We start from the raw sequence: 26,716 nt of genomic DNA on the forward strand, positions 1-26,716 counted from the left end.
AGGCTCATGTAGCTTCTGGTCTATCGGTTGCAACTTATTATGCGCTTTCAAGCAGCTGGATTATTTCCTGATAAAAAGCGGCTTTTTCCAGCTGATACTGCGCTTTATCAGTGGGATATTTTGCAGCAAGTTGTAGTTTAAGCTGATTTAGCTTTGCCACCAGATCTGGCCTGGCCTGCATTAACCGCACAAACCCCAGTTGCCTGGCTATATTGCAGTTGCCGTCCTGATAAATATGCAAATGTACTTTAGGCGAGCGTTTAACAAAATATTCTCTGCCCTCAATTCCATAAGCCGCCCGGTACTCAAAGCCCAAAGCAGCGATTGGGCGAATAAAGTGTTGCACCCGCTCAAGCTTGTCGACAACACCCAGTATATCGATGCAATCCTTCGCATACAGGCCCGCTACTGCGGTTGAACCGATATGATGCAATCTAACGGCGTCATCACATGACGCCGCTATCTGCTGTGCTTGTGCCTGGTAATCGCCGGGCCAGGCCTCGTTGTAGGGAAACAAGTACATATCTGCCATCAACGCAGTTTCAGGGTCATAAAGTGGCTGTTCGGATACAGCTTATACTGGCCAAAAGGGCCGCAGTCGCTAAAGCCAAATTTACGGTACAAGCTTCTGGCCGCGGCAAAATAGTCTTGTGTGCCGGTTTCAAGATTAAGTGTGGCAAAGCCCTGTGCTTTGGCATGGTCGATAATAAACTGCAATAACGCCTGGCCTACGCCCTGACCACGAAAGGCCGTAGCGGTGCGCATTGATTTAAGCTCGGCCATCTGGTTATCCAGCGTTTTAATCGCAGCGCAACCGGCTAAGCTATCACCCTGCCAGGCACTGAAAAAGCGGATATTACTGGCTTTTAACGCATCAACATCCAAAGCATGTACACTTTCAGCTGGTGAGGTGGCATACATGTCGGCCAGGTGCTCGCGCAGTAAGGCAATCACTTCGCCGCCGGTTAAATCATCTAAGCGAATTTGCATCTGAGTTTCCCGCTTATAACAGTGCGTCTAGTGTACAAATAAAAAAGGGCGCTTACAGCGCCCTTTTCACTTTTTATTTCAATTATGCAAGCCGTTAATCAGGCCACCGGTCAGTCTAAGTTCAAACTCGTGGGCCCCGCTGACCAACTCACAGCTAGCAACCAACTCAGCAATCACCGCGCCATCCACCAGGTCTTCCTCAGCAAAGCGGCACTTTGATTGAATCGAACGTGCAGGCTATATTGATCCGGGTGTTGCGGTCATACGTTAAAGTCGCCGTTTCCAATAAAATCGCTTAATGCGAATAAAGCCAAAACGTATTTTTTCAGAATTGAGGATACAAAAATGTCGAAGCAAAACAGGATGATAATGGTAGCGATTGCGGTATCGTTGGCTGGACCGGCGATGGCGCATGCCGGAGATATTGGCTTTACCTACATCGAAGGCGGTATTGTCGGCGGCTTTGTCAACGACATTGAGACATCCGGCGCAGTCACTGGGAGCGAGCCACTTGATGTTGAGAGCGATGCTGATGGCGGTGGCTTTATTGGTGGGGCGTGGCAGTTAACAGATCAGATACACCTATTTGGCGAGTATGCTTCACTTGGCCAGGAGCTTGAGATCCGCAGCGGCGCCGACACAGTTGCAGGTGAATACGACGTGGTGCGTTGGCGCATTGGCGTGGGTTACCAATACCCTGTGTCGGAAAGCCTGGCTTACTACGGTCGGCTAAGCCTTGATCAGCTCGAGTTCAAGGACGCGCGCGCTGCAGGTTTCAATCTGGATGTCGACGCTGACGATAGCGGCCCCGGTGCAGAGCTTGGCGTTATCTGGGCAGCGACGCCGACGTTACATCTGCAGGGCCATGCGCGTTACACCGCGATTGGTGGTGTCGCGTCCAGTGGTTCAGATCCGTTTGAATCCGACGTTCTGATCGGTGTGAACGGACGCTGGTATTTCCATCCTAACATCGCACTGGTCACAGGCTACGAGTATGGAAAAATCACAACCTTGAACGTGGGCGTACGTTTATCATTCTGAGTGCTTCCCAATTGTAGATAAGGCTTACTCAGCTTTGATAGTGGCTTGCCAGTTTACCGCTTGCCAGTGGCCATTTTTGCGCACAAAGGTGCCGCTGTTTAAATAGCGTTTGGTATCAACGCCAGCTCTGGCAACCAGTACAAAGGCGACTACGGCAGTGTCACCGTACTGCATAATGCGTACGTTTTCGCTGTCGTACACCGTTTTAATCTCGTCTGCTTTTAACAGGCCGCGGCTGGTTACGCTTTGCATCAGTTCGGCTTTACCAAATCGCGTACCTGAAGAACTGGTATAAATAAGCTCGTCAGCCCAGTACTTATTGTGAATGGCGGCGTCATTGCGGGTGGCGCCGTCTAAAAATTCGGCTAATAAAGTGGTAAGTTCGGCTTTGTCATCCGCCAGGGCAAGAGTTGGTGTTACAAAAAGTGGTATTACTAGCAGTGTGGCAAGCCGTAGGCTGGTTTTCATCAGGGTCCCCTTTATTTACAATCGACTTTAATTCAGATGTTTAGCGATACTTTGCCAGTCTTTGTAGCTAAATGTCTATCGCAGATTACTGCACTTGCACAATTGCAAAAAAAAACGCCTGTGTAACTCATAACAGGCGTTTATTTCATCCCGATTTAAGTGAATATAAATATTATTACTATGCGTTATTTCAACATAATCTCACGCATTTGATATTCACCAGTTAAGGTTCTTACTTCAGGGTATTTCGCAGATATTTCTTGCGACATCTTTTGATCTGCCTCAGTCCATTTTTTCATAAAGGCGTCGTATCTTTTTTTGTTCGGCTCCATATCAGCGCTGTTATTAAAGGTGACTACCAGCATCATATTAAAATTCCCGCTGTTAGGTAAATCACTGCCGTAAATTTTCCAATCTTTAATAAAACCCAGTTCTTTTTGGATTTTCACCGCCTTAACCCAGCTGTTCTGCAATCCTGCCAGGTAGACATCACCCATATTAGGATCTACCTTCACCGTTGTAACAGTCATAATTTCGGTACCGACATCATAGTCTTTATAAATCTCCAGTCTGTCTTTTGCCTGCAGGGTACAGCTGAACACTATGCTTAAAAATGCTATCAGAATCTTTTTCATCTTAAATATCCTTTTAATAGTGAAATAATCTGCTCACATTAAATTCAGACACCGAGCACTGCAAAGTATAGTAAATTCTGTTAAACACGCTTATTTATTGTTATAATCCAAATTAAACAAGGCATTACAGAAACAAAAATCAAATAAAGAACACTACGTACACATAATAAGAACAAAAAATTAAAAACAAAAACAATATATTTAACGCCAACCTTTTAACTTAGTTAATAAACAATAAAAAAGACGCCGAAGCGTCTTCTTTATTTTTATAATCAGCTAATTACATGCTGATACCACCATCGATTTCAACTACCCGACCGGTAAAGAATTCGTTCTCGAAAATGTATTTTGCCGTATGGGCAATTTCGCTGGCTTCACCTAAGCGCCCTACCGGCTTCATTTTCTCTAAGCGGTCGCGCGCTTCGGGCTTCATCGCATCGGTCATCGCAGTACGGATAACGCCCGGCGCTATAGCGCCAACACGAATGCCAAAACGACCTAGCTCACGCGCCCAGGTTACTGTTATTGCTACCACGCCAGCTTTAGACGCAGCGTAGTTGGTTTGCCCCATGTTACCAGCGCGCGCCACGCTGGACATATTGATAATTACGCCTTTAGTGCCACGTTTTACCATGGCTGCAGCCGCTTCACGGCCACACAGGAACACGCCTGTCAGGTTAACATCGATAACCGACTGGAACTGTGCCAGTGACATTTTACTTTGCAGCTCGCCGTCTTTGTATTTCAAAAGCAGGCCATCGCGTAAGATACCGGCGTTGTTAATCAGGCCGTCGATACCGTTAAAATCACTGTCGATTTGCGCGAAGGTGGCTTCTACCTGTTCTTCATTCGCCACGTTAGCAATGTAAGTGTTTACTGCGGTACTCACACCCAGTTCCGCTTTAGCTGCAGCTAATTGATCAGCATTCATGTCGATTAATGCCAGTTTGGCACCTTCGGCCGCACACATGCGCGCCATTTCCAGGCCCAGGCCCTGTGCACCGCCAGTGATAACGATGGTTTTGTTTTGCAGGTTCATCTCTTTCTCCGACACCGCGATTACTGCGTACATTTTTTCTGCGACACGCCATAAACCATCCCTGGGGCTCGATTCCGGCCATCCATGGCCTCCAACGGTCGCTGAAAAAAGTACATCCGTACTCGCTTAATACTGTGATATGAGCAAGTGCGTAGAATTTTTCTGCCGGGACCGTGTTTTTCAGGGACGTAAAACACGAGCCTACAGGGACGTATTTACGGCGTGTCCCGGAGAAAATATTCGGAGTACTTGCGTGTTAATTCAAATTAATTAGTTTTGGCAAACAGCTTAAAAATACTGGAAAAATCCAGTTTGCCATTGCCGGCCCGCTGGTGTGCCACGTATAGACTGCGCGCCAGTGCACCCATTGGTGTACTGCTCTGGCTTTGCAGTGCCGCTTCCATGGCCAGGCCTAAATCTTTCGCCATTAAATCGACCATAAAGCCGCCTTTGTAGCCATTTGACGATGGCACGTTTTCCATGACATCCGGGCAGGGGTTGTACAGCTCCAACGTCCAGTTGCGGCCCGAGCTTTTCAGCATAATATCTGATAGCACTTTGGGGTCCAGGCCATTATCGACGCCCATTTGCAGCGCTTCTGAGGTGCCAACCATTAGGATACTCAGCAGCATATTGTTGCAGATTTTCGCAACCTGGCCAGCACCAACAGCGCCGGCATGAAACAGGTTTTTACCCATATTACCCAGCAGGGTTTTAGCGCGCTCAAAATGCGCAGCGTCACCACCGACAATAAAGGTTAGCGTGCCGGCTTTGGCGCCACCGACGCCGCCAGATACCGGCGCATCGATAAAGGCAATACCCTGCGCTGCGAGACCCGCGCCCACTTTACGTGCGCTATCGGCATCGATGGTAGAGCAGTCGATTACCAGCGCATCTTTACTGATATGTGCCGCTACGCCCTGCTCGCCTAAATACAGGCCCAGCACATGCTTGCCCGCTGGCAACATAGAGATAACAAACTCTGCGCCATTGACCGCATCGGCGGCACTGGCCGCTACGGTAGCGCCTTCCGCTTTCACCTGCGCTAATGCCGCTGCAGATAAGTCAAACGCAGCCACACTGTGGCCCGCTTTAACCAGATTAATGGCCATAGGGCCACCCATATTACCTAAACCGATAAATGCAACCTTTGCCATATTGGCTCCTTACTCGTCTGTGCCCAGATGCCGCAGCGGATGTTGCTCTGGTTGCCACGGTGAGCGAAATAGTTCAGCAATAACCGCTTGTGGTACATCAGCGACGGTTTTGTATTGCCACTTCGGTTGTAAATCTTTATCCATCAACAGCGCACGCACACCTTCGGTAAATTCACCCAGTTTGCCGCACTGCACGCTTAAACCCAGCTCTAAACGGAAGCTGTCGGCCAGAATTTTGCTTTGCCCCAGCTTTAACAGTTCAAACACGATATGCGCAGTGATGGGGCTGCCATAGGCCAGCGATTCCTTGGCTTTTTGTAGCCATTTATCCTCACCTTGCATGGCATGAATTGCACTGATAGCACTCTGCAGGCTGCTATGTTGAGCTAAGGCTTCAATAGCGCCCTGGTGCGGACGGATATTACTTAGCGGCATCTGGGTACGGCACTGATCTTCCTCGGCACGTAACACATCACTTAGCTTTTGATGGTTAAGCGCTATGGTGTCGCCCCAGTTAATGCTTTTAAGCTTGTCGATAAGTGCTACTTTGCGCTCATGCAGTATAAAGTGATCGGCAAGGCCGATAAACTTGGCATCAGCCGCGTTAATAGAGGCGCCGGTTAAACCTAAAAACAGCCCACAGCCCGCAGGCATGCGGTTTAAAAACCAACTGGCGCCAACATCCGGATATAGGCCTATCGCCATTTCCGGCATGGCGATACGGCTACTAGCAGTAACCACTTTGTGTGACGCACCAGCCATCAGGCCTAAGCCGCCGCCCATCACTATGCCATTACCCCACACCAGTACTGGCTTACCAAAGGTATGAATCAGATAATCCAGTGTGTACTCTTTGGTAAAGAACTCCTCTACGTAAGGCGCGTACTCGCCCGGCTTATCCAGCATAGCTTTGTATAGATCGCGAATATCACCACCGGCGCAAAAGGCTTTATCACCCGAGCCCTGCAGTAAAACCATGCTGATACTAGCGTCAGCCTGCCAGGCGTGTAGTTTAGGCAGTAATGATTCCACCATCGGTAAGCTCAGCGCATTTAATGATTTTTCTGAATTAAGTGTGGCAACACCGATTTTTTTGCCGTTCTGTGCTGTCAGCTCCTGATACAGCACAACCTCATTAACCGCGCTCATTAGCCGTTCACCCAGTTCGCTTTGCGTTTTTCTAAAAACGCCTGCACACCTTCAACCTGATCTTTGGTATCGAACAAGCCAACAAACAGCTCGCGCTCCAGCGGCAATGCGCTTTGCATAGTACCGCTGCGACCTTTTTGAATCAGTGCTTTACACGCAGTAACGGCACACGGGCTTTGCTCGGCGACTTTGTCGGCCAAGGCCAGCGCGCTTTCCAGTGCCATACCCGTTGCGACGACTTCTTCTACCAGGCCAATTTGTTGTGCTTTTTCCGCGCCAATACGCTCACCACACAGGATCATGCGCTTTGCCCAGCCCTCGCCTACCAGCCAAGCCAGGTTTTGTGTGCCGCCAGCACAGGGTAATAAACCGACTTTGGCTTCAGGCAGCGCCATCTGCGCTTGCTGCTCGGCGATACGGATATCACAGGCCAGCGCGACTTCTAAACCGCCGCCCATGGCATAGCCATTAATGGCGGCAATAGACACGCCACGAAATGCACTTAAGGTTTCAAACGCTTCGCCAAAAATACGTGACATGTCGCTGGCTACCGCTTTATCGCCGTCGGCAAACAGTTTTAAATCTGCACCGGCTGAGAAGAACTTCTCGCCTTCACCGGTGATGACCAAGGCATAAATATTTTTGTCGGCATCCAGGCTTTTAACCGCCTCACGCAGTTGGGTTAAAGTATCTGCCGTCCAGGTATTTGCCGGCGGGTTAGACATGGTGATAAGCGCCGTGTGGCCGCGTTTTTCGAGTTTTAGTTGAGCCATTGTTGTCTCCTTTTATTGCCCGAATAAACTCAGGCAAGAAGGAGGATTAGCCTTGTTCTAAAGCGACCGTTGGAGGCCATGGATGGCCGGAATCGAGCCCCATGGATGGTTTACGGCGTGTCGCTGTGGACAAGGCGGTTCCTCCTGATGATTCAGATCATCGTAACAAAAGTTGATTACAGAATGTCGCCTGCCGCTTCATCCAGTAAACGCCGGCCAATGATCAGCCGCATAATTTCGTTGGTACCTTCCAAAATCTGGTGTACACGTACATCACGGAAATGACGCTCCAGCGGGTATTCTTTGATGTAGCCATAACCGCCGTGTAACTGCAGCGCCTGATCACATACCTGGAAGCCAACGTCAGTAGCAAAACGTTTTGCCATTGCGCAGTACGCTGTCGCTTCACTGTCTTTTTGATCCAGCTTAAACGCCGCTAAGCGCACTAACTGACGCGCAGCTACCAGCTCGGTTGCCATATCGGCCAGTTTAAACTGCAGCGCCTGAAACGCGGCCAGTGGCTTACCAAACTGCTGACGCTCCAGCATATAGTTACGTGCTGTGTTTAGTGCCTGCTGTGCAGTACCAATTGAACAGGTAGCGATATTGATACGGCCACCGTCTAAGCCTTTCATGGCGAAACTGAAGCCTTCACCTTCATTACCTAACAGGTAATGCGCAGAAATCCGTACATCTTCAAAAGTGATTAAGCGGGTTGGCTGCGCGTTCCAGCCCATTTTCTCTTCCGCTTTACCGTAAATAACACCTTTGGCATCCGCTGGTACGATAAAAGCCGAAATACCTTTTGGCCCGGCTTCACCGGTACGCGCCATCACTACCAGTACTTCGGTAGAGCCGGCACCAGAGATAAACATTTTCGAGCCGTTTAATACGTACTCATCGCCATCTTTTTTCGCAGAAGTGCGAAGCCCAGCTGCATCTGAACCTGAGCCTGGCTCAGTCAAACAATAAGATGCCAGTTTCTGACCGGTAACTAAATGCTCCATCCACTCTGCTTTGGCATCACTGGTACCCCAGTTGGCGATCATCCAGGTGGCCATATTGTGAATGGTCAGCATCGCTGTCGTCGCGGTGCAGCCCATAGACAGCTGTTCGAAAATAATGGATGAATCCAGGCGTGATAAGCCCATACCGCCGTCATCTTCTGGCGTGTACAGTGAGCAGAAACCCAGCTCACCGGCTTTTTGAATGACGTCTTTTGGAAAGTGGTGATCGCGATCCCACTGGGCAGCGTGTGGCGCCAGTTCTTGTTCGGCAAACTGTTTGGCCACATCGACAAAGGCTTGTTGGTCTTCTGTTAAATTGAAATTCATAGTTGGTCCTGCTTTTCCAATCGGCTTTTGAGCTTCCGTACATTTAACACGCTCGCCCGTTCGCCGCTCCCCGGCTCACTCTTGATCGCTCGCTAAGTTAAATCTACTCCGCTCGGCGCCTTGTTAACCGCTTCGAATCTGCATCGCATAAGGACTGCAGACTTTACTTAGCCGACCGTTGGAGGCCATGGATGGACGGAATCGAGCCCCATGGATGGTTTATGGCGTGTCGGCGTGTAAAGTGTGCAGGCCTGAGCCTGACTAACATCAGGCTCCGTGTTGCCTTAACGCAAGTTAATCGACATATTCGGGCCAGACACCTGAATATCGTCATCAAACCAGCGCGCTGTAATGGTCTTCGTTTCAGTATAGAAACGCACCGCCTGCTTACCGTAAGCATGCTGGTCGCCGTAGAACGAGCCTTTCCAGCCAGTAAACGAGAAGAATGGCAGAGGTACCGGAATAGGAATATTGATACCGACCTGACCCACTTCAACTTCATGCTGATACTTACGCGCAGCCGCACCGCTGGCTGTGAAAATAGAGGTACCGTTACCATATGGGCTGTCGTTTACCACTTTCAGCGCTTCATCCAGTGAAGCAACTGTCATGGTAGACAGTACCGGGCCAAAGATTTCCTGCTTATAAATTTCCATCTCGGTAGTAACGTTGCTAAATACGGTTGGGCCAACCCAGTTACCGTTCGGGTAACCGTCAACTTTACAGTCAGAACCATCCAGTACGCAGGTCGCGCCTTCCTTTTTACCTTGTTCAATCAGCGATAACACGCGGGCACGCGCCTGCGGGCTGATTTGCGGGCCATACGCCGCATTCGGATCGGTGTAAACACCCGGGCGTACCTTGCCGATAGCCGCGGCTACTTCCGGGATCCAATCTGCCGCAGCGCCTACGAATACCGCGACAGAAATCGCCATACAGCGCTGACCGGCCGCACCCACTGAGGCACCAACTAAGGCATTGATAACCTGCTGTTTGTTCGCATCCGGCATAATAACCATGTGGTTTTTCGCACCGGCAAAAGCCTGTACGCGTTTTAAGTTGTCAGTACCGGTTTTGTAAATGTACTGGCCAACATTAACTGAACCCACAAATGAAATTGCTTTAATATCAGGGTGGTGCAAAATGGCATCAACCTGCTCTTTCGCACCATGTACAACCTGTAACACGCCTTTTGGTGCACCGGCTTGTACGAATAGCTCAGCGATTTTATTTACCGTCATCGGATCTTGCTCAGACGGTTTTAAAATAAAGGTGTTACCACAGGCAATCGCCATCGGGAACATCCACAGCGGGATCATCGCCGGGAAGTTAAAAGGGGTAATACCGGCGCACACGCCCAGCGGCTGAATGTAGCTGTAGGTGTCGATGCTGCGTGCCACGTTTTCTACCGTTTCACCCATCATTAAGGATGGAATATTAGCGGCCTGCTCTACTACCTCGATACCGCGCCATACGTCACCTTTGGCATCTTCTACTGTTTTACCCAGCTCACGGCAAATAATGTCAGCGATGTCGGCCTGGTGCTCTTTTAACAAATGCGCAAAACGCATCATCAAACGGGCACGCTCAGATACTGGCACTTCTTTCCAGGTTTTAAACGCCGCTTTTGCCGATTCGATGGCGCGTTCCATCTCGCCTGGCGTGGCGCAAGCCACCTGAGCAATCACGTCCTGCGTTGCCGGGTTGGTAACGGGGATCAGTTTGTCGCCTGTTGGTGCAACAAACTCGCCGTCGATAAAATGCATAACCTGTTGTGTCATATTGCTTCTCCCGATTGTTTGGGCATGCGGTCAGCGGTTATATGTATGTTTATTTAGAGAGCTGACTAACATAAATTTTGTGTCACTTATCCGGTTGCGATACCCGCCATGCTCGCCACAGCAACTCGCTCGCTGCTTCCGCGCTCACTCAGACACTCTGTGGCTGCGCCAACGGGTTCCCAACCTCACTTATCAAGTGACGTTATAAAACTTCCACTGCCAGTGCTACGGCTTCGCCGCCACCGATACACAGTGAGGCAACGCCTTTGCTCAGGCCACGATTACGCAGCGCGTGGATCAGCGTAACCAGAATACGGGCACCAGAAGCACCGATAGGATGGCCCAGCGCACAAGCACCACCGTTAACGTTTACTGTGGCACTATCTAAGCCCAGTTCGTTAATCGCCAGCATGGTTACCATGGCAAAGGCTTCGTTAATTTCCCAAAGATCTACCTGCTCTTTATCCCAGCCGGCTTTTTGCAGTACCTTTTGCATAGCGCCAACCGGCGCCACCGTAAACAGTGCAGGCTCCATAGAGTTGGTTGCATGCGCCACAACGCGGGCTAATGGCTTAGCACCTTGTGCTTTGGCATCGCTTTCACGCATAAGAATAAGGGCAGCAGCACCGTCGGAAATTGAGCTGGAGTTTGCCGCAGTGATAGTACCGTCTTTAGCAAAGGCCGGACGCAGTGTCGGGATTTTGTCTACTTTGGCATTACCTGGCTGCTCATCAACGTTAAAAGTCACTTCACCTTTACGTGTCTGAAAGGTTACCGGGGTAATTTCACCCTCGAAAGCACCAGAGTTGATAGCTTGCTGCGCACGGGTTAATGATTGCACGGCGAATGCATCCATTTGCTCACGGGTAATGCCTTTTTCATCAGCAGTGCCCTGAGCGAAACAACCCATGGCTTTACCATCGTAGGCATTTTCCAGTCCGTCCAACATCATATGATCTTTAATCTGGCCGTGGCCCATACGGTAACCGCTGCGTGCCTTATCCAGCAGATAAGGTGCGTTACTCATCGATTCCATACCACCGGCCACCACCACATCGGCGCTACCGGCTTTTAATAAGTCGCTGGCTAACATCACCGCTTTTAAGCCTGAACCGCAGACTTTATTAATAGTGGTCGCACCGGCTGTCAGTGGTAAACCCGCCTTTAACGTTGCCTGACGTGCCGGTGCCTGGCCTAAACCCGCTGGCAGCACGTTACCCATGATCACTTCGCTGACTTTATCGCCGCTTAAACCGGCTTGCTCCAATGCCGCTTTAATCGCGGTAGCACCCAGTACAGTGGCGTCTACGTCAGATAAACCGCCCATAAAGCCGCCCATAGCAGTGCGCTTAGCAGCAACGATGACAATATTGTCGGTAGCCATAAAGTTCTCCAAAAAAGCTGTCGGCTAAAAAGTTGCTCCAGAGCCTACACCAAATTTACGTTTACGCCAACGTCAACCACCTAACACTATGGTAGTGTGCAGCGACTTTGGTTCAGTAAACTGTACAGTCTGACCAGCCCGTATTGGCATTTTTGCTTTACAAACCTTGCAAAAATCTCATTTCAGCACAGAAAGCCGCCCGCCCTTAGCTTTACCTTTACGTAAACTTCACTTATATTGACTGCGTTTTCGGGGATGGCGTTTATGACAGAAAAAGAAGAAAAAACATACAGTATCAGCGAACTGGCCAAAGAGTTTGATATTACTACCCGTAGTATCCGCTTTTATGAAGATCAGGGGCTGATCACGCCACTACGTAGCGGGCAAACCCGCATTTACAGCAAGCGCGACCGCGTAAGGTTAAAACTGATTTTACGCGGTAAGCGCTTGGGTTTCAGCCTGGCCGAAACCGGCCAACTGTTCGAACTATATGACGCTGATAAAAGCAGCGTGACCCAATTAAATACCATGCTGAAGTTGATTGAGCAGAAAAAAGCCGAACTGCATCAGCAAATGGACGACATCAAAGTCGTGCTGATGGAGCTGGTAACAGTAGAAAAACGTTGCCGCGATACCTTAGCCGACGCCAAACATCATAAAACCGCTTAAGCGGTAAGACATAGCAAACGGGGATAGACCATGATTAGCAGTTACAAAGGCCTTAACTTCGATCTAGGCGAAACAGTGGACATGATCCGCGAGCAGGTAAATGCCTTCGCCCGCGACGAAATTGCCCCTCGCGCCGCTGAAATCGATGAGAAGAACGAATTTCCGAACGAGTTATGGCGCAAATTCGGTGATTTAGGTCTGCTGGGTATCACCGTAGATGAAAAATACGGTGGCTCAGGTTTAGGCTATTTAGAGCACGTTATCGCCATGGAAGAAATCAGCCGTGCTTCTGCTTCTGTTGCACTGTCTTACGGCGCTCACTCTAACCTGTGTGTAAACCAGATTTTCCGCAACGGCACTGAAGAGCAGAAAATGAAGTACCTGCCAAAGCTGTGCTCTGGCGAACACATTGGCGCACTGGCGATGAGCGAGCCAAACGCCGGTTCAGACGTGGTTAGCATGAAACTGCGCGCTGAGAAAAAAGGCGACAAGTACATCTTAAACGGCAACAAAATGTGGATCACCAATGGTCCGGATGCACACACCTATGTGATCTATGCCAAAACTGACGTCAACGCTGGCAGCAAAGGTATTACCGCCTTTATCGTAGAGCGTGGTTTTAAAGGTTTCAGCCAGGCGCAGAAACTAGACAAGCTGGGCATGCGCGGTTCAAACACTTGTGAGCTGGTATTTGAAGACTGTGAAGTACCCCAAGAAAACGTATTAGGCCAGGTTGGTCGTGGCGTACAGGTACTGATGAGCGGCTTAGACTACGAGCGTGTGGTATTGTCTGCCGGCCCGCTGGGTATTATGCAAGCTTGTATGGACGTAGTGGTACCGTACATTCACGACCGTAAACAGTTTGGCCAGTCTATCGGTGAGTTCCAACTGGTTCAGGGTAAAGTGGCAGACATGTATACCCGCATGAACGCAGCACGCTCTTACGTTTACATGGTGGCTAAAGCCTGTGATCGCGGCGAAACCACGCGTAAAGACGCTGCTGGCGTGATCTTATATGCCGCTGAGCTGGCAACCCAAATGGCGCTGGATGCAATCCAGTTATTAGGCGGTAACGGCTACATTAACGAGTACCCTACCGGACGTTTACTGCGTGATGCCAAGCTGTACGAAATCGGTGCCGGCACCTCGGAAATCCGCCGTATGCTGATTGGCCGGGAATTGTTTACCGAATCAAACTAAACGCACAACAAACCTTTCCAGCTATTCTGCACCGGGCCTGCAGGCCCGGTTAAAGGTGACTTAAGTGACCAGAATTACCTCAAAAGTAAACCCTCGCTCTGAGGACTTCCAAAAAAACGCTGCTGCCATGCAGGCAGTAGTTGATGATCTGCAAAGCAAAGTACAGCAAATAAAACTCGGCGGCGGTGAAGCGCTGATTGCACGCCATACGTCACGCGGTAAGCTGTTTGTACGCGATCGTATTCAAAAACTGCTCGACCCTGGCTCGCCATTTTTAGAAATTGGTCAGTTTGCCGGTTGGGAATGCTATGAAGATTACGTTCCCAGCGCAGGCGTGGTAGCCGGTATCGGCCGTGTCAGTGGCGTTGAGTGTATGATTGTCGCCAACGACGCTACGGTCAAAGGCGGCACCTACTACCCGCTGACAGTGAAAAAACATTTACGCGCTCAGGAAATAGCCGAGCGCTGCCACCTGCCCTGTATTTATCTGGTCGATTCAGGCGGCGCTAACCTGCCACGTCAGGATGAAGTATTCCCGGATAAGCTGCACTTTGGCCGCATTTTCTTCAACCAGGCCAATATGTCTGCCAAAGGCATTCCGCAAATTGCTGTGGTAATGGGCCTTTGCACCGCCGGTGGTGCCTATGTACCAGCGATGGCTGATGAAAGCATTATCGTTAAAGAGCAAGGTACGATCTTCTTGGCGGGTCCACCGCTGGTAAAAGCGGCCACGGGTGAAGAAGTCTCTGCCGAGGAACTGGGCGGTGCTGATGTACACTGTAAAATCTCTGGTGTGGCTGACCACTACGCGTTAAATGACGAGCATGCACTGCAACTGGCCCGCAATGCGGTATCACGCTTAAACCGCCCTGCCCCAGAGCAAATGGATATTAAACCGGCGCAAGAGCCGCTGTACGATGCCAAAGAGCTGTACGGCATTGTCGGTACCGATTTACGTAAGCCGTTCGATGTAAAAGAAGTGATTGCCCGTATTGTCGATGGCTCAGATTTTGATGAGTTTAAACAATATTATGGCGCAACCCTGGTGTGCGGTTTTGCACGCATTTTCGGCTATCCGGTAGGCATCGTCGCCAATAACGGGATCTTATTCTCGGAATCCGCACAAAAAGGTGCACACTTTATTGAGCTGTGCGCCCAGCGCAAAATACCCCTGCTGTTCTTGCAAAACATCACCGGCTTTATGGTGGGTAAAAAGTATGAAGCCGAAGGTATCGCCAAGCACGGCGCAAAAATGGTCATGGCCGTAAGCTGTGCCAAAGTGCCGAAATTTACCGTGTTAATCGGCGGCAGTTACGGCGCCGGCAACTACGGTATGTGTGGCCGAGCTTACGACCCGACGATGATGTGGATGTGGCCAAACGCGCGTATTTCAGTAATGGGTGGCGAACAAGCTGCAGGCGTAATGGCGCAGGTGACCAAAGACGGTTTAGCCCGTAAAGGTGAAACACTATCAAGTGATGCCGAAGCGGCACTGAAGAAGCCCATTATCGAGCAGTATGAAAAGCAGGGGCACCCCTACTACGCCAGTGGCCGGTTATGGGACGATGGCATTATCGACCCGGCGCAAACCCGGATGACAGTTGGCCTGGCATTAGCCGCCGCACTAAATGCACCGATTGAAGAGAGCCGTTTTGGCGTATTCAGGATGTAATTAAGGGAATAACCATGAACCAGCTTTACACACAAGTGAATATCGATGCGCGTGGCGTAGCAACCTTAACTCTGGATCGCCCCGAAGTACATAACGCCTTCGACGACGCCATGATTGCCGAACTTATTGCCGTGTTGCGTGATTTAGCCAATGACGACAATGTTCGGGTGTTAGTGCTGACCAGTAATGGCAAAAACTTCTCGGCCGGTGCCGATTTAAACTGGATGCGCTCGATGGCGCAGAAAAACTATCAGCAAAATCTGAATGATGCCGCTGAACTTGCCACCTTGATGCACCGGTTAGATAAATTTCCCAAACCGACCATGGCACTGGTAAAAGGCGCCGCTTTTGGTGGCGCACTGGGCTTAGTCGCCTGCTGCGATATTGCCATCGCGGAGGAAAATGCCAGCTTCTGTTTAAGCGAAGTACGCATAGGTCTTATCCCCGCGGTGATAAGCCCCTACGTTATGCGCGCTATTGGCGAGCGTGAAAGCCGGCGTTATTTCCTGACCGCAGAGCGTTTTATGGCGCCAAAAGCGAAAAAGCTCGGTTTACTACATGAAGTGGTCAGCGAGGGCGAAATGAGCGATGTGGCAGAAAGCCTGATTAACACCATGCTGCAAAACAGCCCTGCCGCCATGACGGCCGCGAAATCGCTTATTCATAATATTTATAACCGTAAGATCAGCAACAACGTAATCGCTCATACCGAGCAGGCGATTGCTGAAATTAGGGTATCGCCAGAAGGTCAGGAAGGCTTAACCGCCTTCTTAGAGAAACGTAAACCGGCCTGGCTTGGCAAGGAAGACGCATAATGTTTCGTAAAATACTTATCGCCAACCGCGGTGAAATTGCCTGCCGCGTTATCGACACCGCTCATAAACTGGGTATTCGCTGCGTAGCGGTTTACTCAGAAGCCGATGCCAATGCCCGCCATGTGCGCATGGCTGATGAAGCCTATTTATTGGGCCCGGCACCAAGCAAAGACTCTTACCTGCGTAGCGACAAAATCATTGCTATCGCTAAACAAAGCGGCGCAGAAGCCATCCACCCCGGTTATGGTTTTTTATCTGAAAACGAAGACTTTGCTAAAGCCTGTGAAGCGGCTGGCGTGGTATTTATCGGCCCGCCGGTGGGTGCTATTACCGCCATGGGCTCAAAAAGTGCCGCCAAAGAGATTATGGCCAAAGCTGGTGTACCGCTGGTACCGGGCTATCACGGTGATGAGCAGGCGGATGATTTACTTAAGAGCGAGTCAGCGCGTATTGGCTACCCGCAGCTGTTAAAAGCCGCCTACGGTGGTGGTGGTAAAGGCATGCGTGTGGTTTGGAAAGCCGAAGAGTTTGCCGATGCGCTGGCCAGTGCGCGGCGCGAAGCTAAAGCCGGTTTTGGTAACGACAAGATGCTGATTGAGCGCTACCTGACCAAACCGCGCCACATTGAAATTCAGGTGTTTGCCGATAACTACGGCAATGCCGTATACCTGGCAGAGCGTGATTGCTCTATTCAGCGTCGTCACCAAAAAGTCATTGAAGAAGCACCAGCGCCCAACTTCAGCAGCGAACAACGTAAAGCCATGGGTGAAGCAGCGGTTAAAGCCGCCAAAGCCATTGATTACCGTGGTGCGGGTACGGTGGAGTTTTTATTCGACGAAGACGGCTCGTTCTACTTTATGGAGATGAATACCCGTCTGCAGGTTGAGCATCCGGTTACCGAGATGATCACCGGTCAGGACTTGGTCAAGTGGCAGCTGTTAGTCGCCGCCAGCGAGCCCTTGCCGCTTAGTCAGGCTGATATCCAACTGGATGGCCATGCTATTGAAGTGCGCGTCTATGCGGAAGATCCGGACAATGACTTCTTACCTGCGACCGGTAAGCTCACCTATTTACGCCAGCCGGAAGCGAACCGCCATGTGCGCGTTGATACCGGCGTAGTAGAAAACGATGAAGTGTCGCCATTCTACGACCCGATGATTGCCAAGCTGATTGTATGGGATGAAAGCCGCGATCGCGCTATCGCCCGTATGCTGCGCGCACTGGATGACTACCGCATTGCCGGCGTTACCACTAACCTGGGCTTTTTAACCAGCTTAACTGAGCACCCGGCGTTTAAAGCTGCCGAGCTTGATACCAACTTTATCAATAAGCATCAGCAAAGTTTATTTGCCCCGGCCAATAAAGAAGATAATCAGGCACTGGTACTGGCCACGCTATTTATTCTTGAGAAGAAAAAAGCGCCACCGCAAGCCTGTACTACTACCAGCCCCTGGCAGTTTAGCCACGGCTGGCGTATTAACGAAACGCCAACCGTGGATATTTGTCTAAAGCACGGCGATAGCAGCAGCGAAGTTAGCTCGAGTATCAAAGTTCAGCAGCTACAGCAGCACTATGTGGTTGAAGTAGCAGGTCAGCAGCTTTGCTGCCTGGCCGAGCTAAACGGTGATGAGCTAAGCGCAGTATTAGGCGATCATCGTACCAAGGTGCGCGTAAGCCAATATCAGGACACCATCAGCGTGTTTATAAAGCACCAGCGCTACGACTTTATCTACCAGACTAAAGTCGCCACCGAAGTAGAAGGAAGCGATCACGCAGGTAGCTTAACCGCGCCGATGAACGGCACTATTGTCGCCGTGATGGCAAAAGCCGGCAGCAGCGTAAAAGCCGGCGAGACGCTGGTGATCATGGAAGCCATGAAAATGGAATACGCCATCAAAGCGCCAAAAGATGGCGTAGTGAATGAAGTGTTTTATAGCGCTGGCGATCTGGTTAAAGATGGCGCCGAGCTGGTTGATTTCTCGCCGGAGGAAGCATGAGTTTTCCCAAACGGGTGCGCATCGTAGAAGTGGGCCCGCGTGATGGTCTGCAAAACGAAAGCACGGTATCGGCCAGCGACAAAGTCACCCTGATCAATATGCTAACCGCCGCTGGCCACAGCTATATTGAAAGCGGCGCCTTTGTCTCACCGAAATGGGTACCGCAAATGGCGGACTCGGGCGAGATATTTAACGGCATTACCCGCAAGGCCGGTGTTACCTACGCTGCGCTTACGCCAAATTTAAAAGGCTATGAAGCAGCAAAAGCCGTTGCGGCAACCGAAGTCGCCATTTTCGGCGCCGCATCCGAAGCGTTCAGCCAGAAGAACATCAACTGCTCAATCAGTGAAAGCTTAGCGCGTTTCGCACCAGTTATGGATGCCGCCAAAGCCGACGGCATTAACGTGCGCGGCTATGTCTCCTGTGTGGTCGGCTGCCCCTATCAGGGCGATGTTGCGCCGACAGATGTCGCGCGCGTAGCCAAAGCCCTGTTAGATATGGGCTGCTACGAAATTTCGCTTGGCGACACCATTGGTGTTGGCACGCCGGATAAAGTCAATGCCATGCTCGATGCCGTACTCGCTGTAGTGCCTAAAGATAAGCTGGCTGTGCACTTTCACGACACCTACGGTCAGGCGTTAACCAATATTTACGTGGCGCTAAGCCGCGGTATCGCTGTTATCGACAGCGCCGTAGCCGGTTTGGGTGGCTGCCCTTACGCTGCGGGTGCGTCAGGCAATGTTGCCAGCGAAGATGTGGTGTATTTACTGAACGGGCTTGGCATTTCACACGGTATCGATTTAACTGCCCTGGCCCAGGCCGGCTGGTTTATTACCGACAAGCTCGGCAAGCAACCTAGTTCTAAAGTAGGATTGGCGCTAAAGGCCAAGTGCACGCAAACTAACAGTTAAAAAGCGCGTAGAGGATTTCAAATGGCAGGGTTTAATAAAGTCGTACATTCGTACGAAGACGCCATGGCAGGCCTGCAAGACGGTATGACCGTTATCGCGGGTGGCTTTGGCTTATGCGGCATTCCGGAAGGCTTAATTGCTCAGATCAAGAAAATGAAAACCAAAGATCTCACCGTAGTATCGAATAACTGCGGCGTAGATGGTTTTGGCCTGGGTATTTTGCTCGAAGATAAGCAAATTAAGAAAATGATTGCCTCTTACGTGGGTGAAAACGCCCTGTTTGAAAAGCAATTATTAAATGGCGAGCTGGAAGTAGAACTGACGCCACAAGGCACTTTGGCTGAGAAAATGCGCGCTGGCGGTGCCGGCATTCCGGCATTTTTCACAGCCACCGGTTACGGTACACCCGTTGCTGAAGGTAAAGAGACCCGTGAAATTAAAGGCCGTAACTACGTGTTGGAAGAGTCGATCACCGGTGATTTTGCCATCGTGCGCGCCTGGAAAGCCGACCGCTACGGTAACCTGATGTTCCGCCACACCTCAATGAACTTCAACCCGATGGCGGCAACCGCCGGTAAAATTACCGTGGCCGAAGTAGAAGAAATTGTTGAACCGGGCGAGCTGGAACCATCACAAATTCATACACCGGGGATTTATGTGCAGCGCGTGATCAAAGGTAACTTTGAAAAACGCATTGAACGTCGCATGGTCCGTCAAGGTTAAGGAGGCAACAATGGCTTTATCTCGTGAACAAGTTGCCATGCGCGTGGCGCAAGAGCTTAAAGACGGCTACTACGTAAACTTAGGTATCGGTATCCCTACGCTGGTAGCGAACTATGTACCAAAAGGTATGGAAGTCATGCTGCAATCCGAAAACGGTTTGCTGGGCATGGGCCCCTACCCGACTGAAGATGAAATCGATGCCGATATGATCAATGCCGGCAAAGAAACTGTTACCGCCATTAAAGGCGCGGCGATTTTCAGTTCAGCCGAAAGCTTCGCCATGATCCGCGGCGGCCATGTTGATTTAACCGTATTGGGCGCTTTTGAAGTCGACCAAAACGGTAACATCGCCAGCTGGATGATCCCGGGCAAACTGGTAAAAGGTATGGGCGGTGCGATGGACTTAGTGGCCGGTGCACAGAATATTGTGGTGACCATGACGCACGCCGACAAGTACGGCAACAGTAAGTTACTGGATAACTGTACCCTGCCACTGACTGGTGTCGGTTGTGTGAAGAAAATCGTTACCGATTTAGCGGTGCTGGAAGTGCGTAACGGTGCTTTCCACCTGTTAGAACGTGCACCGGGTATCTCGGTTGAAGAAATTCAGCAGAAAACTGCCGGTAAACTGATTATCGACGGCGATGTGCCAGAGATGGTATTTAGCGCTTAAACCGCAGCACTGACAGAAAAAGAGGCGCTTCAGCGCCTTTTTTATTGCCGTTACTTTGACCAGTTCAAAATCAACTGATAAACTTCAAATAAATCATTTGATAAAGGCGATACTATGACAGCGCTGGTGCGGGAATTTACGCCCTCTTTTTATCAGTCACCTTCATTGTGGCAACAGCTTGGCATTGCTGAACGTGGGCCAAAGTTATATCAGGCGCTGCACGAGGGCTTTAGCTACAGCATCTTTGATAAACTGGCGCTGATATCCGGTTTGGATAAAAAGCAGCTGGCGCAAATCTGCCAGCTTGCACCGGCCACTTTAGCTAGGCGAGCGAAACTGGGGAAATTTACGCAGGATGAAAGCGACCGCTTGCACCGCTTTGCGACGGTGTTAGTCGCCGCTAACACGCTGTTTGCCAATGATATGGCTGCCGCCAAACACTGGCTGACCGAGCCGGTATATGGCCTGGGCGATAAAGCCCCGCTTGATATGCTGGGCACCACAGCCGAAACTCAGGCCATTTTAGATTTAATCGGCCGCGTAGAGCACGGTGTATTTGCCTGATGTTTTTGTACCGTCTGGTGCATCAAAAATGGGCTGATCAGGCGTTTGACGGTGAGGGTGCCAGGCTTTATGGCGGGCGTTGGAACAGCAAAGGTCAAAGCTGCGTTTATACTGCAGGTTCTGAAGCGCTGGCTATTTTAGAAATTCTGGTGCATTTAAATAACCGCGCCGCGCTAAAACAATACCGGTTATTCCAACTGGCAATTAATACAGAGCAGCTGCTGACGGTGAGTTTAACCAACCTGCCACCAAGCTGGCGCCAACAACCAGCAGGAGCTGACAGTGCGCGTATTGGTGACGACTGGCTATCTCAAAGTGCCAGCCTGGCATTGGCGGTGCCAAGTGTAATAGCACCGCGTGAACAAAATATCCTGTTAAATCCAGCTCATGCCGCCTACCAGGCTTGTATCAGCACCGCGACAGAGCTGGACTTTCTGCCCGATCCGCGCCTAACGCTTTAACCGTGCCAGTAAGCTGGAGGTATCCCAGCGGCCACCGCCCATCTGCTGCACTTCGCTGTAAAACTGATCAACCAGTGCGGTCAGTGGTAAATGGCTGCCATTTTGCCGCGCTTCATTCAGTGCTATGCCTAAATCTTTACGCATCCAGTCAACGGCGAAACCAAAATCGTACTTGCCATCTAGCATAGTCAGTGAGCGGTTTTGCATCTGCCAGGATGATGCTGCACCTTGGGAGATCACCTCCACCACCGCTGCACCGTCAAGCCCGGCGTTCTGCGCAAAGTTAAGCGCTTCTGCCAGGCCCTGCACCACACCGGCGATACAAATCTGATTTACCATCTTAGCAAGCTGCCCAGAGCCTGCAGGCCCCAATAGTTTTGCACAGCGGGCAAAGCTCATAATAGCGGTTTCAGCTTTGGCCATATCGGCTGGTTCGCCACCAATCATTACCGTTAATACGCCATTTTCAGCCCCGGCCTGACCGCCGGATACCGGCGCATCTAAAAAGCCCACACCTTTAGCCGCTGCTGCGGTGGCCAGCTCACGTGCCAATTCAGCGGAGGCGGTGGTATGGTCAATCAGTACACTACCTGCAGACATAACAGCCAATACACCCTGTTCGCCATACACCACAGAGCGTACGTCGTTATCATTACCGACACACATAAATACCAGAGCAGCACCTTTGGCGGCTTCAGCTGGTGTGGCGGCCCAATTACCACCATATTGCGCCGCCCACTTCTCCGCTTTGGCGCTGGTGCGATTATAAACCGTCACCTGATAACCTTTTTGCTGCAGATAGCCCGCCATTGGGTAGCCCATCACACCTAAACCGATAAAAGCGACTTTACTGTTACTTTGAATTGACATATTAATGACTTAAACCTGTGACATAGTGTGGCGCAAAGCTTACAAAGTTACGTAGACAATGAAAAGCATTTAAATAAGGAAGCAGCATGGCCAATGTACACCAGTACAAGATCACAGACGCTAACGGCAGCGAAGTCGACTTAAGCCAATATCGTGGCAAGGTACTGCTGATAGTCAATACCGCCAGCAAGTGTGGTTTTACCCCACAGTACGAAGAGCTGGAACAGCTGCACCAAAAATATCACGACAAAGGGCTGGTGATACTGGCATTTCCCTGTAACCAGTTTGGTGGCCAGGAACCGGGCAGTGATACTGAAATCCAACAATTTTGTCAGCTTAACTATGGTTTGAGTTTTCCGGTGATGGCCAAATTACAAGTGAATGGCCCTGATGCTTCACCATTATTTGAACACTTAAAAGACAGCGCCCGCGGTTTAATGAAAACCCGCGCTATCAAGTGGAACTTTACCAAGTTTCTGGTAAATAAAGACGGCGATGTGGTTAAGCGCTATGCGCCGCGCACCAAACCGTCGGCTATCACCAGCGCCATAGAAGAATTGCTATAAATTTGATCCAGCGCTAAATGCATTAGGGCAAACTCCGCTAAGCTAAGCAGCATACTATGGGAGATATGCCATGAAAGTTGCCGTATTTAGTGCAAAAAAATATGACCGCGATGGTTTTAGCCAATGGGCCGATAGCAGCCTGCATTTTAGCTACATTGACAGCCGTTTAAACAACGAAAGTGCCAAACTGGCCGCAGGCTGCCATGCTGTCTGCGTATTCGTCAATGATGATGTTAATGCCGCAGTGCTACAACAGTTCTCTGAAATGGGCATTGAGATGGTGGCACTGCGCTGCGCGGGTTTTAATAATGTCGATCTGGATGCCGCCAAAGCACTAGGCATTCGCGTGGCCAGAGTACCAGCCTATTCGCCCGAAGCCGTCGCTGAGCACACCATTGGTATGATGCTGTGCCTTAACCGAAAATTACATAAAGCCTACAACAGAGTACGCGATGACAATTTTGCCCTGGACGGCTTGCTCGGCTTTAATCTGTTTGGCAAAACCGTGGGCTTAATTGGCACCGGCCGCATAGGCCAGGCAACAGCTCGTATATTACACGGTTTTGGTTGCAGATTGTTGTGCCATGATATTCAGCAAAGCCCCGTTATCAGTGAATTAGGTGGGCACTATGTATCACTGGCTGAACTCTATGCACAAAGCGATATCATAAGCTTACACTGCCCTTTGACGCCCGACACTAAACACCTGATTAACCACTACAGCATCGGCAGTATGAAAGATGGCGTTATGCTGATTAACACCAGCCGTGGTGCATTGTTAGACAGCAAGGCGGTAATAGATGGCTTGAAGAACCGTAAAATTGGCTATCTTGGGCTGGATGTGTACGAACAGGAGGCAGATCTGTTTTTTGAAAACCTGTCAGAGCAAGTTATCGATGATGAGATTTTCAAACGGCTGCTCACCTTCCCTAATGTGCTTATTACTGGCCATCAGGCGTTTTTCACTCGCGAAGCATTGCAGGAAATCAGTACCGTAACCAGCGATAACCTGTTGGCGTTTGCCAGCAATACCACCACTGGCAACGAATTGGTGAATTAGTAGGCGCAATATTGCGCCCAGCTGTGGTCAGAAGGTGTACACCAGCGATGCTGAAGTTTCGACATCGGTCTTACGCAGGTTAGCCTCTGGTCTTGAGTTGTAGCGCACAACAAAGTTAAATCGCATCGACAGTTTATCAGCTACTTTTGCTGTCAAACTGCTACGGCTGAGCAACGTCGAGTTTTCACCGTCCAGTGACACGGCACTCTCCAGGCTTTGGCGAAAGCTACTGTTGTCCCACAACTTATAATCCAGATTGGCCGCTAAAAACCAAATAGCACCACTGCGCCGAATACCAGCCGCACTCTCTTGCTGAGCAAAACCGGGACCGGTTTCTAAATCCAGATAATTAGTCCCCTGCTCGTAAATTCGGTTACCGTAGCCCACGGCCAAGGATGCTTGCTGTGTAAAAGCACCAAACTTATCATAAGCATAAGCACCGCGGCCGAATACCGATTCACTGCCAGTGACGAGTTTGTAGTTACTCTGACCGGTAAAACTATATCGACTAGCCGTAGTGACCCGGTTTTGCTCACCACTGTTTACGTCATTGATATTACTCTTCTGCAGTAAACTCTGTAGCTGATAACGGTTACGAAAATACTCCAGCTCGTGCACCAGCTCGCTGTTAGCACGAATAGCAAAAGCATCCGTATTGCCCGATGTTAGCAGAAACCCCAGTTCAACATCGCCAGTGACGGTACCGAAAAAGCCTATTGGCTGTAACGGCTCTTCAGTGTCTGGCAGACTGGCAGTTTCTGACGCTTGCACCCCAAACAAACTTAACATCAGCGCGATACCGACACCGATTATAGAAACATGCATTGTATCGTTGTGTAACTCCTGTTAGCGGTTTACCCATGAGTGATAGTGCATCTGGCTTGTTATTATTTGCTTCCTTGCTGACTCGCCGCTTAATTGTATCAATTTAATTGCTTCAGCCCAGCGACGCTGAGCTGAAGATCTGCACCATTCAACGATTGTCGTCTGGCTATTCGCTGGCCCGCTGCTTTACAAACTCTATAGCGCGTTCAAGCCGCGCCAGGCTGCGCGTTTTGCCAATCAGTGACAGCGTAATGTCCAATGCAGGCGAGTTACCACCACCGGTTACCGCTACCCGAAGCGGCATACCAATTTTGCCCATACCTACGCCTAATTGCTCAGCCGTAGCGTTAATAGCATGATGGATTGCCTCTTGTGACCACTCAGTCAATGCTGACAAGTTAGTCAGTACCGCCTGTAAAGGCTCCAGCGCCACCGGACGTAAATGTTTTTTGGCTGCTTCAGCGTCAAATTCGCTAAAGTCTTCGTAAAAATAACGGCTTACTTCAACCAGCTCTTTTAGCGTTTTCACCCGCTCTGCCTGGGCTTTTACCAGCTCTGTCAGCGCCGGGCCATTAGTAATATCCAGCTGCTGTGCGGCTAGGTGCCACTCTAACTGCTTTGCCACCTGCTCTGGCGGCAGCGTTTTCATATAGTGCTGGTTTAACCAAATCAGTTTATCGGTGTTAAACGCCGAAGGCGCGCGGTTACAGCTGTCTAAATCGAACAGTTGTACCAGCTCATCTTTACTGAAAATTTCCTGGTCGCCATGCGACCAACCTAAGCGCACCAAATAATTCAGCAGCGCCTCAGGCAAAAAGCCATTGTCACGGTACTGCATCACCCCGACAGCGCCGTGGCGCTTAGATAAGCGCTTACCATCATCACCTAGAATCATTGGCACATGGGCGTATTTAGGAATATCAGCACCTAATGCCGCCAAAATATTCATCTGCCGTGGCGTGTTATTCACATGGTCATCACCACGGATCACGTGGGTAATGCCCATTTTCCAGTCATCAACCACTACTGTCAGGTTATAGGTTGGCGTACCGTCACTGCGGGCGATGATCAGGTCGTCCAGTTCTGCATTAGCAATCTCGATACGGCCTTTAATCATATCATCGATAACGACCACGCCATCCTGCGGGTTTTTAAAGCGGATAACATAAGGCTTATCGCTTGGGTGATCTGTTCTGTCACGCCACATACCGTTATAACGTGGCTTCTCGCCAGCCGCCATTTGCGCCTCGCGCATGGCGTCAACTTCTTCTACCGTACAAAAACACTTGTACGCTTTACCCTCTGCCAACAGCTGCGCAACGACCTCTTTATATAAATCAAAACGCTTTGTTTGGTAATACGGGCCTTCGTCATGATCCAACCCTAACCACTGCATGCCTTCTAAAATGGCATCTACCGACTCCTGCGTTGAACGCTCTAAATCGGTATCCTCAATACGCAGAATAAATTTTCCGCCATGTTTGCGCGCATATAACCAACTGAATAACGCCGTACGGGCACCACCAACATGTAAATAACCGGTCGGGCTTGGAGCAAAACGGGTAACAAGAGACATAATTTATCCACCACTGTGCAAGATTGCGCGTATTGTAACAATGCTGCTTAACGGATGCACCCGCTATGGTAGGACTAAGCGGCGGGTTTTTAGCGGCGCCAGCGTTAGAGTGTCTACTTTTACAGCAAGCAAACCGTGTTTGGCAAATTAATGTTGACAGCTAAAACATGCTCCCTATAATGAGCGCCATCAAACAGCGTGGATTGTTAGCTCAGCTGGGAGAGCACCGCCCTTACAAGGCGGGGGTCACTGGTTCGAACCCAGTACAATCCACCAATCTTAAAAGTGTTTGATTAAAAATTGATATCCCATGGATTGTTAGCTCAGCTGGGAGAGCACCGCCCTTACAAGGCGGGGGTCACTGGTTCGAACCCAGTACAATC

Annotated in this window: 27 protein-coding genes and 1 tRNA gene; 14 read left to right on the top strand and 14 right to left on the bottom strand. The window is 50.2% G+C overall.

What is annotated here, in order from left to right; genetic code table 11:
- Window positions 1–37 precede the first annotated feature (37 nt).
- Window positions 38–532, bottom strand: coding sequence for a GrpB family protein (locus tag ABGI61_RS14430; RefSeq protein WP_347602271.1), 495 nt, complete (start codon window positions 530–532; stop codon window positions 38–40).
- A complete protein-coding gene (locus ABGI61_RS14435) occupies window positions 532–990 on the bottom strand; it encodes a GNAT family N-acetyltransferase (RefSeq protein ID WP_347602273.1) in 459 nt (152 codons plus the stop codon). The genes ABGI61_RS14430 and ABGI61_RS14435 overlap by 1 nt, the downstream gene beginning before the upstream one ends.
- Before the next feature lie 345 nt (window positions 991–1,335).
- Here ABGI61_RS14435 and ABGI61_RS14440 point away from each other — a divergent pair, with 345 nt between their 5' ends.
- Window positions 1,336–2,031, top strand: coding sequence for an outer membrane beta-barrel protein (locus tag ABGI61_RS14440; RefSeq protein WP_347602275.1), 696 nt, complete (start codon window positions 1,336–1,338; stop codon window positions 2,029–2,031).
- Between the two features lie 24 nt (window positions 2,032–2,055).
- On the opposite strand, the gene ABGI61_RS14445 is transcribed toward ABGI61_RS14440, so the two are convergent.
- The 9 genes from ABGI61_RS14445 to ABGI61_RS14485 all read right to left on the bottom strand — a co-directional run bounded on the left by ABGI61_RS14445 (window position 2,056) and on the right by ABGI61_RS14485 (window position 11,751).
- On the bottom strand, window positions 2,056–2,499 hold the full coding sequence (locus ABGI61_RS14445) for a nuclear transport factor 2 family protein (RefSeq protein ID WP_347602277.1): 444 nt from the start codon (window positions 2,497–2,499) through the stop codon (window positions 2,056–2,058).
- A gap of 185 nt (window positions 2,500–2,684) precedes the next feature.
- Entirely contained in the window at window positions 2,685–3,134 is a 450-nt protein-coding gene (locus ABGI61_RS14450; RefSeq protein WP_347602279.1) for a hypothetical protein, read from the bottom strand.
- Between the two features lie 280 nt (window positions 3,135–3,414).
- Window positions 3,415–4,206 carry an SDR family oxidoreductase gene (locus tag ABGI61_RS14455; RefSeq protein ID WP_347602281.1) on the bottom strand — a complete coding sequence of 264 codons (792 nt, stop codon included), beginning with the start codon at window positions 4,204–4,206 and terminating at the stop codon, window positions 3,415–3,417.
- Window positions 4,207–4,439: 233 nt separating this feature from the next.
- On the bottom strand, window positions 4,440–5,330 hold the full coding sequence (gene mmsB, locus ABGI61_RS14460) for a 3-hydroxyisobutyrate dehydrogenase (RefSeq protein WP_347602283.1): 891 nt from the start codon (window positions 5,328–5,330) through the stop codon (window positions 4,440–4,442).
- A 9-nt stretch (window positions 5,331–5,339) separates the two neighbouring features.
- Window positions 5,340–6,479: an enoyl-CoA hydratase/isomerase family protein gene (locus tag ABGI61_RS14465; protein ID WP_347602285.1), complete on the bottom strand. Its 1,140-nt coding sequence runs from the start codon at window positions 6,477–6,479 to the stop codon at window positions 5,340–5,342.
- The gene (locus ABGI61_RS14470; protein ID WP_347602287.1) at window positions 6,479–7,252 is read right to left on the bottom strand and encodes an enoyl-CoA hydratase; all 774 of its coding nucleotides are present in this window, start codon (window positions 7,250–7,252) and stop codon (window positions 6,479–6,481) included. The genes ABGI61_RS14465 and ABGI61_RS14470 overlap by 1 nt, the downstream gene beginning before the upstream one ends.
- Before the next feature lie 176 nt (window positions 7,253–7,428).
- Window positions 7,429–8,586, bottom strand: a complete 1,158-nt coding sequence (locus ABGI61_RS14475) for an acyl-CoA dehydrogenase family protein (RefSeq protein WP_347602289.1) — start codon at window positions 8,584–8,586, stop codon at window positions 7,429–7,431.
- 284 nt (window positions 8,587–8,870) lie between these two features.
- A complete protein-coding gene (locus ABGI61_RS14480) occupies window positions 8,871–10,367 on the bottom strand; it encodes a CoA-acylating methylmalonate-semialdehyde dehydrogenase (protein ID WP_347602291.1) in 1,497 nt (498 codons plus the stop codon).
- A 202-nt stretch (window positions 10,368–10,569) separates the two neighbouring features.
- Window positions 10,570–11,751 (bottom strand): thiolase family protein, encoded by a 1,182-nt coding sequence (locus ABGI61_RS14485; RefSeq protein ID WP_347602293.1) that lies wholly within the window; start codon window positions 11,749–11,751, stop codon window positions 10,570–10,572.
- Window positions 11,752–12,015: 264 nt separating this feature from the next.
- Between ABGI61_RS14485 and ABGI61_RS14490 the strand changes: the two genes are divergently transcribed.
- The 10 genes from ABGI61_RS14490 (at window position 12,016) to ABGI61_RS14535 (ending at window position 21,436) form a co-directional block, all read left to right on the top strand.
- Complete coding sequence (locus ABGI61_RS14490; protein ID WP_134055942.1) at window positions 12,016–12,420, top strand: MerR family transcriptional regulator; 405 nt, start codon at window positions 12,016–12,018, stop codon at window positions 12,418–12,420.
- A gap of 30 nt (window positions 12,421–12,450) precedes the next feature.
- Window positions 12,451–13,620, top strand: a complete 1,170-nt coding sequence (locus ABGI61_RS14495) for an isovaleryl-CoA dehydrogenase (protein ID WP_347602295.1) — start codon at window positions 12,451–12,453, stop codon at window positions 13,618–13,620.
- 64 nt (window positions 13,621–13,684) lie between these two features.
- Entirely contained in the window at window positions 13,685–15,292 is a 1,608-nt protein-coding gene (locus ABGI61_RS14500) for a carboxyl transferase domain-containing protein (RefSeq protein WP_440590659.1), read from the top strand.
- Window positions 15,293–15,306: 14 nt separating this feature from the next.
- Complete coding sequence (locus ABGI61_RS14505) at window positions 15,307–16,107, top strand: enoyl-CoA hydratase/isomerase family protein (protein WP_347602297.1); 801 nt, start codon at window positions 15,307–15,309, stop codon at window positions 16,105–16,107.
- On the top strand, window positions 16,107–18,104 hold the full coding sequence (locus tag ABGI61_RS14510; RefSeq protein ID WP_347602299.1) for an acetyl/propionyl/methylcrotonyl-CoA carboxylase subunit alpha: 1,998 nt from the start codon (window positions 16,107–16,109) through the stop codon (window positions 18,102–18,104). Before ABGI61_RS14505 ends, ABGI61_RS14510 begins: the two co-directional genes overlap by 1 nt.
- Window positions 18,101–19,015: a hydroxymethylglutaryl-CoA lyase gene (locus tag ABGI61_RS14515; protein WP_347602301.1), complete on the top strand. Its 915-nt coding sequence runs from the start codon at window positions 18,101–18,103 to the stop codon at window positions 19,013–19,015. Before ABGI61_RS14510 ends, ABGI61_RS14515 begins: the two co-directional genes overlap by 4 nt.
- Before the next feature lie 21 nt (window positions 19,016–19,036).
- The gene (locus tag ABGI61_RS14520; protein ID WP_226766841.1) at window positions 19,037–19,738 is read left to right on the top strand and encodes a CoA transferase subunit A; all 702 of its coding nucleotides are present in this window, start codon (window positions 19,037–19,039) and stop codon (window positions 19,736–19,738) included.
- Window positions 19,739–19,748: 10 nt separating this feature from the next.
- Window positions 19,749–20,411, top strand: a complete 663-nt coding sequence (locus tag ABGI61_RS14525) for a CoA transferase subunit B (protein ID WP_347602304.1) — start codon at window positions 19,749–19,751, stop codon at window positions 20,409–20,411.
- 114 nt (window positions 20,412–20,525) lie between these two features.
- Window positions 20,526–20,975, top strand: coding sequence for a type II RES/Xre toxin-antitoxin system antitoxin (gene parS, locus ABGI61_RS14530; RefSeq protein ID WP_347602306.1), 450 nt, complete (start codon window positions 20,526–20,528; stop codon window positions 20,973–20,975).
- A complete protein-coding gene (locus tag ABGI61_RS14535) occupies window positions 20,975–21,436 on the top strand; it encodes an RES family NAD+ phosphorylase (protein WP_347602308.1) in 462 nt (153 codons plus the stop codon). Before parS ends, ABGI61_RS14535 begins: the two co-directional genes overlap by 1 nt.
- Here the strand turns inward: ABGI61_RS14535 and ABGI61_RS14540 are convergent.
- Window positions 21,425–22,306, bottom strand: a complete 882-nt coding sequence (locus ABGI61_RS14540; RefSeq protein ID WP_347602310.1) for an NAD(P)-dependent oxidoreductase — start codon at window positions 22,304–22,306, stop codon at window positions 21,425–21,427. The genes ABGI61_RS14535 and ABGI61_RS14540 overlap by 12 nt on opposite strands.
- A gap of 86 nt (window positions 22,307–22,392) precedes the next feature.
- Between ABGI61_RS14540 and ABGI61_RS14545 the strand changes: the two genes are divergently transcribed.
- Together ABGI61_RS14545 and ABGI61_RS14550 are read left to right on the top strand one after the other, a co-directional pair.
- Complete coding sequence (locus tag ABGI61_RS14545) at window positions 22,393–22,872, top strand: glutathione peroxidase (RefSeq protein WP_347602312.1); 480 nt, start codon at window positions 22,393–22,395, stop codon at window positions 22,870–22,872.
- A 70-nt stretch (window positions 22,873–22,942) separates the two neighbouring features.
- Window positions 22,943–23,932, top strand: coding sequence for a 2-hydroxyacid dehydrogenase (locus ABGI61_RS14550; protein WP_347602314.1), 990 nt, complete (start codon window positions 22,943–22,945; stop codon window positions 23,930–23,932).
- A 27-nt stretch (window positions 23,933–23,959) separates the two neighbouring features.
- Here ABGI61_RS14550 and ABGI61_RS14555 read toward each other — a convergent pair whose 3' ends face one another.
- Window positions 23,960–24,757, bottom strand: coding sequence for a DUF481 domain-containing protein (locus ABGI61_RS14555; protein WP_347602316.1), 798 nt, complete (start codon window positions 24,755–24,757; stop codon window positions 23,960–23,962).
- Between the two features lie 166 nt (window positions 24,758–24,923).
- Window positions 24,924–26,333, bottom strand: coding sequence for a glutamate--tRNA ligase (gene gltX / locus ABGI61_RS14560; RefSeq protein WP_347602318.1), 1,410 nt, complete (start codon window positions 26,331–26,333; stop codon window positions 24,924–24,926).
- A gap of 200 nt (window positions 26,334–26,533) precedes the next feature.
- Here gltX and ABGI61_RS14565 point away from each other — a divergent pair.
- A tRNA-Val gene (locus ABGI61_RS14565) sits at window positions 26,534–26,609 on the top strand.
- Window positions 26,610–26,716: the final 107 nt, after the last annotated feature.

The organism is Rheinheimera fenheensis (assembly GCF_039871805.1).
Taxonomy (GTDB): Bacteria; Pseudomonadota; Gammaproteobacteria; order Enterobacterales; family Alteromonadaceae; genus Alishewanella; species Alishewanella fenheensis.

Excerpts from the sequence above, each read along its gene's own strand:
- ABGI61_RS14520 (WP_226766841.1), top strand. The coding sequence starts at position 19,037 with ATGGCAGGGTTTAATAAAGTCGTACATTCGTACGAAGACGCCATGGCA.
- ABGI61_RS14465 (WP_347602285.1), bottom strand. The coding sequence starts at position 6,479 with ATGAGCGCGGTTAATGAGGTTGTGCTGTATCAGGAGCTGACAGCACAG.
- gltX (WP_347602318.1), bottom strand. The coding sequence starts at position 26,333 with ATGTCTCTTGTTACCCGTTTTGCTCCAAGCCCGACCGGTTATTTACAT.
- ABGI61_RS14455 (WP_347602281.1), bottom strand. The coding sequence starts at position 4,206 with ATGTACGCAGTAATCGCGGTGTCGGAGAAAGAGATGAACCTGCAAAAC.
- ABGI61_RS14535 (WP_347602308.1), top strand. The coding sequence starts at position 20,975 with ATGTTTTTGTACCGTCTGGTGCATCAAAAATGGGCTGATCAGGCGTTT.
- ABGI61_RS14430 (WP_347602271.1), bottom strand. The coding sequence starts at position 532 with ATGGCAGATATGTACTTGTTTCCCTACAACGAGGCCTGGCCCGGCGAT.
- ABGI61_RS14435 (WP_347602273.1), bottom strand. The coding sequence starts at position 990 with ATGCAAATTCGCTTAGATGATTTAACCGGCGGCGAAGTGATTGCCTTA.
- ABGI61_RS14510 (WP_347602299.1), top strand. The coding sequence starts at position 16,107 with ATGTTTCGTAAAATACTTATCGCCAACCGCGGTGAAATTGCCTGCCGC.
- ABGI61_RS14550 (WP_347602314.1), top strand. The coding sequence starts at position 22,943 with ATGAAAGTTGCCGTATTTAGTGCAAAAAAATATGACCGCGATGGTTTT.
- ABGI61_RS14490 (WP_134055942.1), top strand. The coding sequence starts at position 12,016 with ATGACAGAAAAAGAAGAAAAAACATACAGTATCAGCGAACTGGCCAAA.
- ABGI61_RS14525 (WP_347602304.1), top strand. The coding sequence starts at position 19,749 with ATGGCTTTATCTCGTGAACAAGTTGCCATGCGCGTGGCGCAAGAGCTT.
- ABGI61_RS14480 (WP_347602291.1), bottom strand. The coding sequence starts at position 10,367 with ATGACACAACAGGTTATGCATTTTATCGACGGCGAGTTTGTTGCACCA.
- ABGI61_RS14515 (WP_347602301.1), top strand. The coding sequence starts at position 18,101 with ATGAGTTTTCCCAAACGGGTGCGCATCGTAGAAGTGGGCCCGCGTGAT.
- ABGI61_RS14545 (WP_347602312.1), top strand. The coding sequence starts at position 22,393 with ATGGCCAATGTACACCAGTACAAGATCACAGACGCTAACGGCAGCGAA.
- ABGI61_RS14555 (WP_347602316.1), bottom strand. The coding sequence starts at position 24,757 with ATGCATGTTTCTATAATCGGTGTCGGTATCGCGCTGATGTTAAGTTTG.
- ABGI61_RS14470 (WP_347602287.1), bottom strand. The coding sequence starts at position 7,252 with ATGGCTCAACTAAAACTCGAAAAACGCGGCCACACGGCGCTTATCACC.
- ABGI61_RS14505 (WP_347602297.1), top strand. The coding sequence starts at position 15,307 with ATGAACCAGCTTTACACACAAGTGAATATCGATGCGCGTGGCGTAGCA.
- ABGI61_RS14540 (WP_347602310.1), bottom strand. The coding sequence starts at position 22,306 with ATGTCAATTCAAAGTAACAGTAAAGTCGCTTTTATCGGTTTAGGTGTG.
- mmsB (WP_347602283.1), bottom strand. The coding sequence starts at position 5,330 with ATGGCAAAGGTTGCATTTATCGGTTTAGGTAATATGGGTGGCCCTATG.
- ABGI61_RS14445 (WP_347602277.1), bottom strand. The coding sequence starts at position 2,499 with ATGAAAACCAGCCTACGGCTTGCCACACTGCTAGTAATACCACTTTTT.
- ABGI61_RS14440 (WP_347602275.1), top strand. The coding sequence starts at position 1,336 with ATGTCGAAGCAAAACAGGATGATAATGGTAGCGATTGCGGTATCGTTG.
- ABGI61_RS14450 (WP_347602279.1), bottom strand. The coding sequence starts at position 3,134 with ATGAAAAAGATTCTGATAGCATTTTTAAGCATAGTGTTCAGCTGTACC.
- ABGI61_RS14475 (WP_347602289.1), bottom strand. The coding sequence starts at position 8,586 with ATGAATTTCAATTTAACAGAAGACCAACAAGCCTTTGTCGATGTGGCC.
- parS (WP_347602306.1), top strand. The coding sequence starts at position 20,526 with ATGACAGCGCTGGTGCGGGAATTTACGCCCTCTTTTTATCAGTCACCT.
- ABGI61_RS14485 (WP_347602293.1), bottom strand. The coding sequence starts at position 11,751 with ATGGCTACCGACAATATTGTCATCGTTGCTGCTAAGCGCACTGCTATG.
- ABGI61_RS14495 (WP_347602295.1), top strand. The coding sequence starts at position 12,451 with ATGATTAGCAGTTACAAAGGCCTTAACTTCGATCTAGGCGAAACAGTG.